The sequence below is a fragment of the Saccharothrix sp. CCNWYY140 genome, from assembly GCF_037401995.1.
In the GTDB taxonomy this organism is placed as follows: Bacteria; Actinomycetota; Actinomycetes; order Mycobacteriales; family Pseudonocardiaceae; genus Actinosynnema.
Window position 1 is genome coordinate 41,641 of sequence record NZ_JBBEGC010000006.1, and the last position, 14,256, is coordinate 55,896.

Here is a 14,256-nt window from a genome sequence, read left to right on the forward strand (position 1 = left end):
TACAACCACAGGAGATGTCCATGTCCGCCCTGCACGCCCGGCTGTCGGCGATGGTGCTCGCCGTGTGCCTCCTCGTCACGGGTCAAGCCCTGGTCGCACCACAGCGGGCCGCCGCCGCCGACCCGGGCTACCTGATGGTGCACTTCACCGGTGATTCCGCTACCGGGCAACGGTTGTACCTCGCGCACAGCGCGGACGGCCTGCGCTGGAACGACCTCAACGGCGGAGCGCCGGTCCTGCACTCCCCCATCGGCACGAAGGGGGTGCGCGACCCCGCGCTGGTGCGCTCCCCCGACGGGAGCAAGTACTGGATCATCGCCACCGACCTGTGCATCCGCTGCGGCTCCACGTACACCAACGGCAGCCCCAGTTTCGTGGTGTGGGAGTCGACGGACCTGGTCACCTGGTCGCAGCCGTGGCTGGTCAACGTCGCCGGCGCGATCCCCGGCGGGCGCAACGCGTGGGCGCCGGAAGCGATCTGGAACCCCGAGACCGGCGACTACGTCCTGTACTGGGCGACCAACGCCACGCTGAACGGGGTGTTCAAGTACCGCATCTACGCGGCCCGCACCAAGGACTTCCGCACCATCACCACCCCGCAGGTCTGGATCGACCCGCCCGGCACCACACCGGTCGTCGACACCCAGATGACCGAGGTGCCCACCGGCGTCGGCCCCTACCGCTACGTGCGGGTCTCCGGCGACAACCAGAACACGGTCGAGGGCAGCAACTCGATCCTGGGAACGTGGACCACCCTGGGCACCCTCTCCAGCATCGGCCTCACCGGCCACGTGGTCGAAGGCCCGGTGTGGATGAAGTTCCGCGACCGCAACGAATGGGCGCTCTACATCGACCACCTCGCCTCCAACGGCGTGCGCGAGTACCGACCGATCCTGACCACCAACCCGTTCGACGTCGGCACCTACCGGCTCCAGCCTGCTACCAGCTACGACATGGGCGGCACCCCGAAGCGCCACGGCGCGATCACCGCGCTCACGGCCGCCGAGGACAGCCGGGTGCTCGCCCGCTGGCCCAACACCCCGGCCAAACGGCTCCAGTCGTACAACTTCCCCGACCGGTACGTCCGGCACACCAACCTCGACGCGCGCATCGACCCGGACGTCACCCCCGTCGAGGACGCCCAGTTCCGGCTGCGCCCCGGCCTGACGGGCACCGGCACCGTCTCCTTCGAGTCGGTGAACATGCCCGGCTACTTCCTGCGGCACTACAACTACGACTTCCAGCTGGCCTACAACGACGGCACCGCCCAGTTCGCCGCGGACGCGACCTTCCGGCAGGTTGCGGGGCTCGCCGACTCGGCCGCGTCGTCGTTCCAGTCCTACAACCACCCCGACCGGTACCTGCGCCACTACGCGTACCAATTGCGGCTCGACCCGATCACCACCGCGACCGGACGCGCCGACGCCACCTTCCGCATGACGAACTGACCCGACGCCCAGCACTAGGAGTTCCGCCGATGCCGCGTCCCGCCGGTCGACAGCGGGAAAACAGACCGTGTGAGTGAGACGCCCACGACCGGTCGGTGAGGGTGCCGCGGCCCGACACGGACGGTGGCGGCCTGCGTTGGCGATGGTGGGCGCCCCGCGGTGAGTAGACGGCACCCCGCCGGTCGCTGATCGTGGTTGACCGGCGGGGTGTCGTCCCGTGCCCGTCGTCGCCGGGAGCGGGCGTGGTCAGGCGCTGAAGGTGTTCTGGATGGCGGTGGCGACGTGGGTGGCCTGGATGTCGCGTCCGCGGGTGTTGGGGTGCAGGCACCAGGGCACCCTGCCGTCGAAGACTTGGGAGTCGGTGGCCGGTGGGACGAGGCCGGTCACCTTGGACCACCCTCGCTCGTACTGCGACGTCCGTCGAAGGTGTGTTCCGGCCGTCGTGGTGGGTAATCGTGGGGTGCTGTTCCCGCGTGCGGGAGCGGCGGGACCGCGGTAGCGGTGGGCCAGGCTCGACGCGGTGCGTTGAGCAGACAGCGCCCACGGCGGTCTGGTTGCGCGGTGCGGGCCGGCGCTGGGTGCGCTCTGGGACCGGTCCGCACCGCGCCCGGACCGGGCGCCCGCGACGACTCGCACTGCCCGCGCCAATCCGGCCCGACCGGCGAAGTGGATGAGCAGCCCGGCCACCGCCACGACACGGGTGCCCTCACGAGTTCCCCGCCCGATGCCGTGCCAAGTCTCGTCGTGGTCGGTCAGTCGGTTTCGCGGTCGGCGTTGCGCAGCCAGGCGATCGAGGCGACGACCATGCACACCGTGGTGATCAGCAGGGCCCAGAAGAACACGATGAAGTCGCTGAGCGTGCCCACGGGCGGGGTGTTGGGCATGGATTGCGGATGCCGGGCACGGCGAACAGCAGTGCGGCCAGCCACGCCAGGGTAGGGAACCCGACCTTCCGCAGCGACACCGCGCGGGCGATCATGCCGACGGTCACCACCACGAGCATGAACAGCACGCACATCAACCTGGTCAAAGACCGAGCTGCTCGGCTGCCATCCGCGTGCCGCGTACCCGGGCCTCGATCTTGGCGAAGGCGATCTCCCGCGAGGTCGACGTGTCGTCGGCGAACGGGGAGAACCCGCAGTCGTCGCACGTCCCCAGGCGCTCGACGGGGATGTGGCCGGCCGCCTCCAACACCCGGTCGCGCACCTCCTCCGCGGTCTCCACCCGGGCGTCGATGGGGTCGATCACGCCGACGAAGATCCGCTGGTCCTCGGCCGAGTGGTCCCGCACGACCTTCAACGCCGCCGCGGGCTCGGCCTCGCTGGCCAGTTGCAGGTAGAACGACCCGGCGCGCAGCGTGAGCAGATCGGGGAGCAGTTCGGTGTAGTCGACATCCAGGCTGTGCGCCGAGTCCTGGTCGCTGCCGGGGCAGGTGTGCACGCCGATCCTGGCGCGTTCCTGCGCGGTGAAGCGGCTCAACACCTCGTTGTTCAACGCGATGAACTCGCGCAGCAACTCCTTGGACGGGGACAGCTTGAGCGACAGCCGAGCCTCGGTGAAGTCGAGCTGGACCGACGCCGCGCCGGCGTCCAGGCACTGCCGGATGTCCTTCTCGGACTCGTCGACCAGGTCGGCGAGGAACGCCTCCCGCGGGTACCCGGCGATGCCCTCGGCGGGGTAGAGCAGGCTCAACGCGGACGGCGCGATCACCGCCTGCTTGACCGGGCGGTGCGCGATCTTCGCGGCGCGGTTGTAGTGGGACACCGCGTAGGTGCCGTAGCGGAAGGGGCCTGCCGTGAGCCTGGGCAGTTGGCGGGTGTGCCCGTCGGCGAAGGGGATGACCACACCGTCGGGGGCCAGCCCGTCCACACCCGCCAGGGGGTAGGTGGCGAAGCTGGGCTTGGCCTGCTCGCCGTCGGTGACCACGGGCGAGCCCGTGGCCTCCAGCCGCGCGATCGTCTCCGACAGCGCCTGGTCGGTCAGCCGGTCCAACTCGCGCTGATCGACCCTCCCAGCGGCAAAGTCCGCCATCGCGTCCAGCAGATACCGCGGGCGCGGGATACTGCCGATCGGCTCGGTCGGGATCGACATGCTGTCCTCCAGGAGCTAGACGGACTCGGGCCGGAGAATTCCGGGCGGACGCGGCAAGTCCGGCCCCGAGTTCCCCGCCGTGAACAGTGGTTCTCAAGAACGTGCCGGGCCGGGTGAGCGACTCGCCGGGACGGAGCCTTTCGGGGTCAATCGAGCGAGCCGACCCACGACGGCAGCACCCGATCGTGCCGTGTGCGTCTCTCCCTCGCGGTCACGATCCGACCCAAGCCCAGCACCTCGACGGCTCCCGTCCCTGTTCTTCAGCGCCCAGGCCAGTTCGGCGCCGACCGCGACGGTACCGACACGGAAACCGCCCCGCCCACCGTCACGAGCACAAGTACTCGTACGAGTGAAAGACGACGAGCGACAGAAGAATCATCGGCTGGGCATGTGTGCGAGCGGTACCCGAATACTTGTCGTGGTGGCACTGCGTGCCCGCCGCCGCGTCACGCCGGCGGTCGAGGCGGTGGAGACGGTCTGAGGACGAAGCCCGACCGCAGGACGCCCGGCCGGTAAGGGGCGTCCTGTGGTCGGGCTTCCGCCGAGGACGGTGTGCTGGTGATCGCGGTGGGCTACGGGGTGAATGTCAGTGCGGGTGCCATGTCGGCGGTTGCGTTGGTGAGTTTTCCGGGGCCGGTCGCGCCTTCGGAGCTGACGAACCGCAGCTCGTGGTTGGTGCCCGTGTCGCCGAGGGCCAGCAGGAGCGTCGACCTCCCGGCCGCGTAGGCGTTCTGGACGAAGGAGGTGATGTCGACGGTGATCCTGCGGCCGTCGATGGCGTCGCCCTGGTGGGTGCCGCTGCCCTCGGGGACGACGGTGGAACCGAGGGTGAAGGTGGCCGAGGTGGCGACGGAGGAGGTGGTGGCGGTGAAGGTTGGTCGGTTCTGCCAGGTCATCGTGCCGACCGGGCAGGACGTGCCGCCGCCGGTGCAGGTGGTGTCGTCGACGGGCTGCACGAGCAGGCGGTCGGTGTCGGTGGCCGGGACCGAGGCGTAGCGGTGGCCGATGTAGGTGAGGTGGAGTGTCGCCCGGCTCGGTGCCCTGGTGAGGCCGCTGAGGGGGAACTGGAGGTAGGAGAGCTTTCCGTCCCCGGACCCCGTGGTGTACTGCTCGCCCATCAGGCCGACGCCGGTGTTGCGGGTGATCAGGGTCAGGTGGGTGGAGGTGTTCCTGGTCTGGTCGCCCGTCCACGCGCCCACCCACGTGTCGCCGCTGGTGAAGGTGCCGGGTTGGACGTTCTGGGTCTGGCCGTTCGCGTCCGTGTAGGTGGTGGTGAGGGTGGTGACGGCGCGGGTCGTCAGCGGGAACTGGTTGGTGTACTGGACGAGCCGGCCCTCGACGCGCAAGTCCCTCAGCATGGCGTTGGTGATGCCGTTCAGCGCGTTGTTGGTGGTCGGCTTGGAGAACCACACGCCGTCGAGGGTGATGGTGTCGATCGGGGACCTGGGGTAGGTGTAGGCGGCGCCCGACCCGTCGGGGTTGGGGGCGAACCCGTGGTTGGCCTGCTGGTCGGCGGTGACGGTCTGGGTGCTGCCGTCGCCGCCGTTCAGGGTGATGGCCCCGGTTGCGAAGCGGGAAGTGTCGATCGAACTGTCGCGCACGACGATGTTCTGGATGCGCGGGTACGTGTTGGGCTTGTTCATCAGGAAGATGCCGCCCACCGCGGCCGACACGGAGTTGAAGTTGTCGAACGTGTAGTTGCTGAGCCGGTACCCGTTGGTCTGCCACCCGATGCGGATCGCGTTGCCGGCGGCGACGGACCAGTTCAGCGTGTTGCTGACGGAGATGTTGCGGGAGTCGTCGACGTCCCAGTGGTCGGCGTCGAAGCCGAGCAGGTCCGTGACGGCGTCGTAGGCGCCCACCGCGTTGGCGTAGCCCTGGACGTCGGCGCTGGAGGTGCCGAGCTTGAAGTTGTTCCACACCCCTGGTGCGAGCGGGGTGAATCCATTGCTGGGGTTGTAATGGCCGGAGGCGAACGCGTCGTCGTTGCCGAGGGTGAACACGCCGTTGGCGGTGATGTCCTGCCCGCTGGCGAAGTCCGTGCCGTCGATCCACGGCTGGCGGTACGGGGTGAGGGCCTTGATGTTGGTGAACGTCACCCTGCGGGCGGTGTGGGTCTCCCAGTTCCACTGCTTCGCGTTGCGCACGTAGGTGTCGTTGAACGTGGTGTCCGACGAGTGCATGACCATGACTCCGCCCTGGTGCTGACTGCGGTAGGCGTCGTGCAGGTCACCGCTGTTGACGGCGTTGTAGTTCGCCACACCGTTGCCGTCGAACACGCCGCGGCCGTCGACCTCGACGTTGCTGGAGCCGACGATGGCGATCGCCGGCTCGAACGCCTCCATGTACGCCTGGACGCGGTTGCGCAGCAAGGCCCCTTCGTCGGTGTAGACCTTCAGTCGGCCGCGCCTGAGCTTGCTGCCGTCGATGCCGTTGACCAGCAGGCCGGACCACAGGTACGTGCCGTTCGGGAAGTAGAGCGTGTCGAGCTGCGTGGGGTTGTCCTTGATGGTCTTGAGCGCGGCCTGGAGGGCGTGTGTGACGTCGTTGGCGGCCATCGCACGCACTTTCGGGTAGCGCACGTTGACGCTGCTCGCGCTCACCAGACTCCCGGCCGAAGTCTGCTGCCCGGCGGGGATGGCGGTGCCGCCCATGTTCCTGCCTGCCACGGAACTCGTCGTCGCGGCCGGAGCCGTCTGCGTCGCGCTGTTCGGGTGCGCCGCGAGCCACCGGGTGGCGAACTGCTGGAAGTTGAGGACACCGGTCTGCCGGTTGACGCCGGAACCGTCCGGGGCGTCGGCGGTGTCCGGGCGCCGTGACGGGTCTTCGAGCGGGTCGTTGACGATCGCGAGGTAGGGCTGGCCCGCGGCGTTGGTCGAATCGCCGTTGACCATGACGATCACCTGGTTCAACCGGGCGGCGGCCGACATCCGGAACGTCAGCGTGTGCTTGTCCGCGCTCACCGAGACGCTGCCGGGCGGGTAGTAGCGGGTCGGCTGGACGGTCACGGTGGTGATCGTGGTGCCGGGAAGCGTGACCGTGATCGTCGGTGTCCGCGAACTGGACGCGAAACGCGCGACGTCGAAGTTGTGGCCGTTCTGGGTGTACTTCACGGCGGTGACCGGGGTGCCCTCCGCGTGCACCTGGTACTTCGTGGAAGGGACGTCCGGGGACGTCGTGGTACCGCCTCCCACTCCTGTCGGTGCGTAGGTGTGCACCGTGGCGGCGGAGTCGGCCCGTGCGGGCGCGTCGGCGATCACGAGGGTCGCCGCCGTGACGGCGGCAGCCGCGATGACGCGGAGCACGCGGGAGCCGGGTCGCGCTGGGACGGATCGGGCGTCGGCTTCGTTGCCGGCAGGTCGGATCATGCCTGTCTCTCCTCGGAGCGAGACCGTTCGAGCAGATTGATCGATCCATGCGATTGCCGTGGGTGGACGTTACTGTCGCGCTTCCGGGAACGTCAACGTTCCCACGCTTCGGGAAAGCGACACACCCTTGCCCTACCAGCGAGTTCTACTCACAGATCAGGTAACGGCTGGATTACGACCGCGAGGCGCGGTCTTGCCGGGTGACGAAAAGCCGCCCTACGCTCACGCCACTTTTGTGGATCGATAAAAGTTCAGGAGGTCCCGTGGCCACGATGGCGGAGGTGGCCGCGCTGGCGGGTGTCACCAAGCAGACCGTCTCCAACGTGGTCTCCGGCAAGAAGGTGCGGCCGGAGACGTTGGCGAAGGTGAACGCGGCGATCGCCCAACTCGGCTACAAGCCGAACCTGGTGGCCCGCTCACTGCGCACCGGCACCACGTCCACGGTGGGGCTGTTCGTGCCGTCGGTGGCCAACGCGTTCTACTCGGAGGTCGTCGAGGAGGTGGAGAACATCCTGGTGGGCCGCGGGTACAACCTCCTGCTGGCCACGACGCGCGACGATCCCGACTACACCCGCAAACACCTGGAGAACCTCGCCGCGCGGTCGGTGGACGCCCTGCTGGTCGCGGGGGACAGCGGTGTCGAACAGCAGTTGCCGTTGCTCGCCGCGGCGAACTTCCCGGTGGCGCTGTTCGCCTGGGAGGGGGACCCGCCCACCACGCTCCCAGTGGTGTCCATCGACTACGAGCACGCCGGTTACCTGGCCGGGCGCCACCTGTGGGAGTTGGGCCACCGCGACGTGGCGGTGGTCGCCGACCTCCCCGCGCACACACCGCGGGTGGCGGGACTGCGCAGGGCGTTCGCCACGGGCGGCTGGGACGAGCGCGCGGTGTTCGCCTGCACGAGCGACGACGTCGCCGGCGGGTACGCCGCGGCCACCGCGGCGTTGGACGCGGACCCGGGGTTGACGGCGATCTTCGCCACCCACGACGTCCTGGCCATCGGTGCCGTCGAGGCCGTCGTCCGGTCGGGCCTGCGGGTCCCCGAGGACGTCAGCGTCGTCGGCTTCGACGACATCGCCCAGGTCGGCCGGATCCGACCGGCGCTGACCACGCTCACCTTCCCGAAGCGGGAGATGGCCCAGGAGGCCGTCGAACTGCTGCTGCGCGCCGTCGAGTCCGGCCGACCGCCGACCAACGTCATCTCGCTGCTGCGACCGACCCTGACCGTCCGGGACAGCAGCGGACCACCGCGGGCGACCACCTAGCGCCCCTCGCCACGTCGAGCACAGCCCGGTGGGTGGGCCTTGCCCGCCCGCCCACCGGTCATCCGGCAAGTCCCCCGTCACGAAGGGTTCCTCTGTGGACAGCACCATCGTACGCACTCGCAGGTGGCCGGCGTTCGCCGCCGCGGCGATCCTCACAGCCACGCTCGGCGCCTGCGGCAGCGGCGGGAACAGCGCCGCCACCGGCCCGGTGAGCATGGAGCTGTGGGGCTGGGCCCCCGCCTACGACAAGATCACCGCGGAGTGGAACGCCGCCCACCCCGAAGCCAAGGTCACCTTCAAGAAGGTCCCGTCGGGCGCCAAGGGGGGCTATACCCAGATCAGCGACGCGATCACCGCGGGCAAAGGTCCCTGCCTGGCCCAGATCGAGTACAACGTGATCCCGTCGATGCTCGTGAAGAAGGCCGTCACGGACATCACGGAGTACGCGAGCGCCGACATGGCCAAGTTCGCGCCGTCGGCCGTCTCGGCGGCGAGCGTGGGTGGCCGCATCTACGGCGTCCCGGTGGACATCGGCCCGATGGTCCTGTTCTACCGCGCCGATCTGTTCGCCAAGTACGGCATCACCACGCCCCCGGCCACCTGGGACGAATACCGGGCCGACGCCGAGAAGGTCCACGCGGCGGACCCGAGCGTGAAGTTCGGCACCACGCTGGGCGACGGCAACGGCCTGGCGGCCTTCAGCCTGCAAACCGGCCAGTCCTGGTACTCGACCAGCGGGGACACCTGGACCGTCTCCATCGACAACCCGGGCACGCGCAAGGTCGCCGCCTACTGGCAGGACCTGAAGGACAAGGACCTGCTGCTGGTCGGCGGGAACGCCTGGGACCCGCAGTTCAACAAGGCCGCCGAAGCCGACAAGGTGCTGTCGTTCGTCAACGCGGCCTGGGCCTCCGGTGGTGTGAAGGACGATCTGAAGGGCCAGGCCGGCAAGTGGGCGGTCGCCCCGATGCCCACCTGGAGCCCCGGCGACGGCAAGAGCGCCAGCAACGGAGGCTCGGCCACCTCGGTGATGGCCGGCTGTGCCAACCCCCGTGAAGCGACGCAGTTCGCCACGTTCCTGGCCACCGACCCCAAGGCGGTGACCATCGCCGTCGAAGGCGGCCTCTACCCGGCGTCGATCGCCGGGCAGGAGCACCCCCTGCTCGCCGCGGGCGACCCGTACTTCGGCGGCCAGAAGATCGGCGAGGTGTTCAAGACCTCCGCCGCGCAGGTACCCGCCACGTGGACCAACGGACCGACCTACCAGCAGGTCGAAACGGACCTCACCGAGGCTATGGGGCAGGGCACCCTCCCGGACGCCGTCACCAAGGTCCAAGCCTCGACAGTCGCCGCGATCAAGCAGCTCGGACTGTCCGTGACCGGCGGCTGATTCGCTCCCAGCCGCCAGATTGGGTTCCCGCGGTGCCTGCGACCGGCACCGCGGGAACCCGCCCCGATGACCAGCGCCCAGCGAGGTTCCCCATGAGCAGTCCCAGCACCACCCGGACCGCGCCACCACCGCGGCAGGCGACTCCCCCCGTCCCGCCGGTCGGTCGGCCCCGGCGGACCGGCCGCCGCGCCGCGCTGATCGCGTCCGGTTTCCTGGCACCGTTCGCGGTGCTGTTCCTGACCATGATGGTCGCGCCGATCGGCTACGCGATCTACCAGAGCTTCTTCACCGTCCGGCGCGCCGGGCTGTTCGGTGGTGCGCAGACCACGGAGTTCACCGGACTGTCCAACTACGCCGCCGCCCTGGCCGACGACGACTTCATCGCCTCGATGGTCCGGGTCGCGCTGCTGGGCTGCGTCCAGGTGCCGGTCATGCTCGGCCTGGCCCTGGTGCTCGCGTTGCTGCTGGACTCCCGCTCGGCGCGGCTGCGCAAGACCTTCCGCCTCACGTTCTTCCTGCCCTACGCGCTGCCGGGCGCGATCGCCGCGGTGATGTGGTCCTTCCTGCTGGTGAAGAGCATCTCGCCGTTCACCGGGCCGCTGTCCGGCCTCGGCATCGACGTCGACTTCCTGTCCCCGTCGTGGGTCCCGTTCTCGATCGGGAACATGCTCACGTGGGGCTGGACCGGCTACAACATGCTGATCATCTACTCCGCGTTGCAGACGATCCCGGGCGAGCTGCTGGAAGCCGCCGAGCTGGACGGCTGCACCGGGTGGCGCCTGGCGTGGCACGTGAAGGTCCCGTTGGTGCGTCCCGCCCTGGTGCTGACCACGGTGTTCTCCATCATCGGGACGGCGCAGCTCTACACCGAGCCCGCGGTGCTGGTCGGCGCGCGCATTCCGGGTGTCTCGCCGAAGTTCTCCCCGATCATGAACACCACGCTGAGCATGGACGTGGGCAACCAGAACCTCGCCGCCGCCGAGTCCGTCGTGCTGGCGCTGGTCACCCTTGCGCTGTCGTTCGCGTTCCTGAAGTACAACCAGCGCAAGGGGGCGATGGCATGAGCGTGGTCCACGGCGGTCGCGGCGCCGCGGTCGCGAGCAAGGTCGTCGTGAACGCGGTGCTGGGCCTGATGGCGCTGTACACGTTGATCCCGTTGTGGTGGTTGTTCGTCTCCGCCACCAAGGGCTCGGGCTACCTCTACACCGGCGAGGCGCTGTGGTTCTCGCACTTCGACCTGGTCACCAACATCAAGACCGTGCTCGGCTTCGACGGTGGCGTCTTCTCGACCTGGCTCGCCAACAGCGCGCTGTACAGCATCGCCGGCGCGACCGTCGGCACCCTGCTGTCCGCTATGGCCGGCTACGCGCTGTCCAAGTTCCGCTTCCGCGGCAGGGAAAGCGTCTTCAACGTCATCCTCGCCTCGGTGCTCATCCCGGCGCCGATGTTCGCCCTCCCGCTGTTCCTGCTCATGGCCGAGCTCGACTTCACCGACTCCTACTGGTCGGTCCTGCTGCCCAGCTGTGTCAGCCCGTTCGGCGTCTACCTGTGCCGGATCTTCGCCGCGGCCTCCGTCCCGGACGAGTTGCTGGAAGCCGCCCGGCTCGACGGTGCGGGCGAACGGCGCACGTTCTTCGGGATCGCACTGCCGCTGATGGCTCCGGCGCTGGTGACGGTGTTCCTGTTCCAGTTCGTCAGCATCTGGAACAACTACCTGCTGCCCTCGCTCATGCTGAACACCCCGTCCCGACTGCCGGTCACGGTCGGCTTGGTCCAGTGGCGCGCGCAGTTCGCCAACGGCGTGCCGGCGCTGGTGCCGATCACCGGGGCGTTGCTGTCGCTGATCCCCCTGATCGTCGCCTTCCTCTGCCTCCAGCGGTTCTGGCGCAAGGGCCTGACCGCCGGCGCCGTCAAGTAGCTCGCTCACCTCTCACCCCTCCCCCGACCGCAAAGGACGATCGCAGTGCACCGCGCCCACATCAGTCTCGACAGGCAGGCCGTCATCGCTCCCGTTCGGCGCCGCACCTTCGGCTCGTTCGTCGAGCACCTCGGTCGCTGCGTGTACACCGGGATCTACGAGCCGGGGCACCCGAGCGCGAACGAGGACGGGTTCCGCATGGACGTCGTGGACCTCGTCCGCGAGCTGGGCAGCACGACGATCCGCTACCCGGGCGGCAACTTCGTCTCCGGCTTCCGCTGGGAGGACTCGATCGGCCCGCGCGAGCAGCGCCCGGTGCGCCGTGACCTGGCCTGGCACGCCCTGGAGTCCAACCAGGTCGGCCTGGACGAGTTCGCGGCGTGGCTCAGGCTCACCGGCTCGGAGCTGATGCTGGCGGTCAACCTCGGCACGCGCGGCATCCTGCCCGCGCTGGACCTGCTGGAGTACGCCAACCACCCGTCCGGCACCGCGTGGTCGGACCTGCGCATCGCCAACGGCACACCGCAACCGCACAACGTGCGCATGTGGTGCCTGGGCAACGAGATGGACGGACCGTGGCAGCTCGGACACATGAGCGCGGACGACTACGGCAAGCTCGCCGCCCGCACCGCCGCCGCGATGAAGACCGCCGACAAGGACCTCGAACTCGTCGTGTGCGGATCCTCCAACCCCGGCATGCCGACGTTCGGCGACTGGGAACGCACGGTGCTGGAGCACAGCTACGAGTGGGTGGACTACATCTCCCTCCACGTGTACTTCCAGGAACACGACGGTGATCTGGGCTCCTTCCTCGCCTCGGCGTTGGAGATGGACTCCTTCATCGACACCGTCGTGGCGATCGCCGACAAGGTGGGAGCCGAGAAGCAGTCGTCTAAGCAGATCGACATCTCCTTCGACGAGTGGAACGTCTGGTACTACCTCGACCACGAGCAGGCCACCGACGCCGACGCCGAGTGGCCGCACGCCCCGCGGCAGTTGGAGAACGTCTACAGCGCCGCCGACGCCGTCGTGGTCGGCAACCTGCTGATGACCCTGCTCAAGCACAGCGACCGCGTCACGTCGGCCTCGCTGGCGCAGCTCGTCAACGTCATCGCGCCGATCATGACCGAACCCGGCGGCCCGGCCTGGCGGCAGACGACCTTCTACCCCTTCTCCATCACCAGCCGGCTCGCCGCCGGTGAGGTCATCCGGCCCGTGATCGAGGCCCCGACGTACACCACGGCACGCCACGGCGAAGCCTCCGTCATCGACGCCATCGCGACCGCCGAGGAGGACCGGTCGGCCGTCTTCGTCGTCAACCGCGACCTGTCGCAGCCCACCCTGGTCACGATCGACCTCCACGGCCTGGGGCGCACGCGCCTGCTGGAAGCGGTCACCCTCGCCGACCCGGACGTCTACGCGAAGAACACCCTGACCGACCCGAACCGCGTGACCCCGCGAACAAACCCGAGCGCGACCCTCTCCGACGGCGTGCTCACCATCGAACTGCCGCCGGTGTCGTGGTCGGCGATCGCACTCGGCTGAACACCCGCCCGCCCGACGAACGCGGTCCGGTCCGGTCCGGTCCGCTGTCGCTGTCGCCAGACCGGACCGCGTTCGTCGGGCAATGGCTGGAGCAGACGGGTTCGCCGCAAGCAGGTCATCGTGGTGGCCCGGTTCACCGCACGATCGTCCTGGTCGACGTCGAGCGCTTCAGCGCCCCAAACCGGACGCTGCGCCACCAACTCGACAGCCGCGCGGGTGAGCCCCTGCGCCCGCGGTGCGTTTCTTGATCGGCTTGAGGGGGCGGTGGACTGGCCGGTCCTGGAGATCCAGGGTGGTCGAGGACCGGCCGGCAGGACGGTGCTGGGACGGGTACCGGCCGGTCTGCTTGACGAAGTCCAGGTCGTGCCAGCCGATCGTCGAGTGGACGGGGTCGAAGCGCTGCTTGGTGATGTAGATCTTCAGGTAGTCGGCGCCGTGGCGGGCCACGTCCTGGACGTGGACGGTGAAGGTGCTGCCCACCTTGGTCATGTGCCACGGGCCTGGGTTGTCCATCGGGCCGTAGCGGCCCATCTCGGCGCGGCCGGCGCTGCAAATCTGGCCGTTGGGGATGACGTGCTCGATGTCTTCGCCGAGGTTGTTGCCGTACAGGGCGTTCCAGTTCCACATGGCGTCCGGGCTCTGCTGCCACGCCAGGTGGCACATGGGATCCTGCTCCTGCATTCCCGGCGCGTCCGGCCCGTGCCAGCGGGTCGCGCAGCCGTAGTTGCGGGTCGGCGGGTCGATCACGGTGCCGTGGGCCGACGCCCGGGTCGGCTGGAAGGTCAGCAGCGACGCGACGACGGACACGAGTACCGCCAGGTGCAGGGCCGTCCGGCGTCGAAAGGCCGGGGGTGTGGTGTGCATGGGTCCTCCGTTGGTAGGGGACGCGACTGGACGGGGAGGTGGTGCGGGCGGTCGGCCCGCCCACGGTGGCGCCGCCCCGGTTGATCCGGGACGACGCCACCGCTTCTGTGCGAGCGGGGTCGCAGGCCGCCACCGGTGACCCCGCTCGCCCCCCTGCGCTGTCGGGCTTCGCAGGGGCGTCGTGGGTGTGGGGGTCAGGCGGGTGTGCCGTTGACCCTGAACGTGGTCGGCGCGGTCGCGGTGCCTGATCCGGTGAAGCCGATGGTCACCGAGTCGCCAGGGGCGATCCGGGCGTTGTGGCCCTCGTCGCGGGCGGTGACCGCCTGTCCCGACTGCGACCACTGCGCCGACCAGCCGTTGACGACGC

Annotated in this window: 11 protein-coding genes and 1 pseudogene; 6 read left to right on the forward strand and 6 right to left on the reverse strand. The window is 69.2% G+C overall.

All coding sequences use genetic code 11. The features are described from left to right. Positions 1-20 precede the first annotated feature (20 nt). A complete protein-coding gene (locus WBN91_RS05440) occupies positions 21-1,448 on the forward strand; it encodes a glycoside hydrolase family 43 protein (protein ID WP_337725423.1) in 1,428 nt (475 codons plus the stop codon). A gap of 246 nt (positions 1,449-1,694) precedes the next feature. Here the strand turns inward: WBN91_RS05440 and WBN91_RS05445 are convergent, their stop codons facing one another. From WBN91_RS05445 to WBN91_RS05460, 4 genes are all read right to left on the reverse strand, one after another. After that, positions 1,695-1,835 carry a hypothetical protein gene (locus tag WBN91_RS05445; RefSeq protein ID WP_337725424.1) on the reverse strand — a complete coding sequence of 47 codons (141 nt, stop codon included), beginning with the start codon at positions 1,833-1,835 and terminating at the stop codon, positions 1,695-1,697. Positions 1,836-2,200: 365 nt separating this feature from the next. Next, complete coding sequence (locus tag WBN91_RS05450; RefSeq protein ID WP_337725425.1) at positions 2,201-2,332, reverse strand: DUF4436 family protein; 132 nt, start codon at positions 2,330-2,332, stop codon at positions 2,201-2,203. A gap of 142 nt (positions 2,333-2,474) precedes the next feature. Then, positions 2,475-3,539 carry a cobalamin-independent methionine synthase II family protein gene (locus tag WBN91_RS05455; RefSeq protein ID WP_337725426.1) on the reverse strand — a complete coding sequence of 355 codons (1,065 nt, stop codon included), beginning with the start codon at positions 3,537-3,539 and terminating at the stop codon, positions 2,475-2,477. A 572-nt stretch (positions 3,540-4,111) separates the two neighbouring features. Further along, a complete protein-coding gene (locus tag WBN91_RS05460; RefSeq protein ID WP_337725427.1) occupies positions 4,112-6,907 on the reverse strand; it encodes a glycosyl hydrolase family 28 protein in 2,796 nt (931 codons plus the stop codon). A gap of 272 nt (positions 6,908-7,179) precedes the next feature. Here WBN91_RS05460 and WBN91_RS05465 point away from each other — a divergent pair, with 272 nt between their 5' ends. The 5 genes from WBN91_RS05465 to arfA all read left to right on the forward strand — a co-directional run bounded on the left by WBN91_RS05465 (position 7,180) and on the right by arfA (position 13,025). Continuing rightward, positions 7,180-8,172 carry a LacI family DNA-binding transcriptional regulator gene (locus WBN91_RS05465; protein ID WP_337725442.1) on the forward strand — a complete coding sequence of 331 codons (993 nt, stop codon included), beginning with the start codon at positions 7,180-7,182 and terminating at the stop codon, positions 8,170-8,172. A 94-nt stretch (positions 8,173-8,266) separates the two neighbouring features. After that, positions 8,267-9,562: an ABC transporter substrate-binding protein gene (locus WBN91_RS05470; protein WP_337725428.1), complete on the forward strand. Its 1,296-nt coding sequence runs from the start codon at positions 8,267-8,269 to the stop codon at positions 9,560-9,562. Positions 9,563-9,654: 92 nt separating this feature from the next. Further along, a complete protein-coding gene (locus WBN91_RS05475) occupies positions 9,655-10,626 on the forward strand; it encodes a carbohydrate ABC transporter permease (RefSeq protein WP_337725429.1) in 972 nt (323 codons plus the stop codon). Further along, complete coding sequence (locus WBN91_RS05480; RefSeq protein ID WP_337725430.1) at positions 10,623-11,480, forward strand: carbohydrate ABC transporter permease; 858 nt, start codon at positions 10,623-10,625, stop codon at positions 11,478-11,480. Before WBN91_RS05475 ends, WBN91_RS05480 begins: the two co-directional genes overlap by 4 nt. Before the next feature lie 45 nt (positions 11,481-11,525). Beyond that, the gene (gene arfA / locus WBN91_RS05485; protein ID WP_337725431.1) at positions 11,526-13,025 is read left to right on the forward strand and encodes an arabinosylfuranosidase ArfA; all 1,500 of its coding nucleotides are present in this window, start codon (positions 11,526-11,528) and stop codon (positions 13,023-13,025) included. Positions 13,026-13,193: 168 nt separating this feature from the next. On the opposite strand, the gene WBN91_RS05490 is transcribed toward arfA, so the two are convergent. Beyond that, positions 13,194-13,889, reverse strand: coding sequence for a lytic polysaccharide monooxygenase (locus tag WBN91_RS05490; protein WP_337725432.1), 696 nt, complete (start codon positions 13,887-13,889; stop codon positions 13,194-13,196). Positions 13,890-14,083: 194 nt separating this feature from the next. Continuing rightward, positions 14,084-14,251: pseudogene (locus tag WBN91_RS39115) on the reverse strand (cellulose binding domain-containing protein); the annotation flags it as partial. Positions 14,252-14,256 lie beyond the last annotated feature (5 nt).

Coding starts and splice junctions, on each gene's coding strand:
- WBN91_RS05465 (WP_337725442.1), top strand. CDS start 7,180: ATGGCGGAGGTGGCCGCGCTGGCGGGTGTCACCAAGCAGACCGTCTCC.
- WBN91_RS05460 (WP_337725427.1), bottom strand. CDS start 6,907: ATGATCCGACCTGCCGGCAACGAAGCCGACGCCCGATCCGTCCCAGCG.
- WBN91_RS05480 (WP_337725430.1), top strand. CDS start 10,623: ATGAGCGTGGTCCACGGCGGTCGCGGCGCCGCGGTCGCGAGCAAGGTC.
- WBN91_RS05490 (WP_337725432.1), bottom strand. CDS start 13,889: ATGCACACCACACCCCCGGCCTTTCGACGCCGGACGGCCCTGCACCTG.
- WBN91_RS05440 (WP_337725423.1), top strand. CDS start 21: ATGTCCGCCCTGCACGCCCGGCTGTCGGCGATGGTGCTCGCCGTGTGC.
- WBN91_RS05450 (WP_337725425.1), bottom strand. CDS start 2,332: ATGCCCAACACCCCGCCCGTGGGCACGCTCAGCGACTTCATCGTGTTC.
- WBN91_RS05455 (WP_337725426.1), bottom strand. CDS start 3,539: ATGTCGATCCCGACCGAGCCGATCGGCAGTATCCCGCGCCCGCGGTAT.
- WBN91_RS05475 (WP_337725429.1), top strand. CDS start 9,655: ATGAGCAGTCCCAGCACCACCCGGACCGCGCCACCACCGCGGCAGGCG.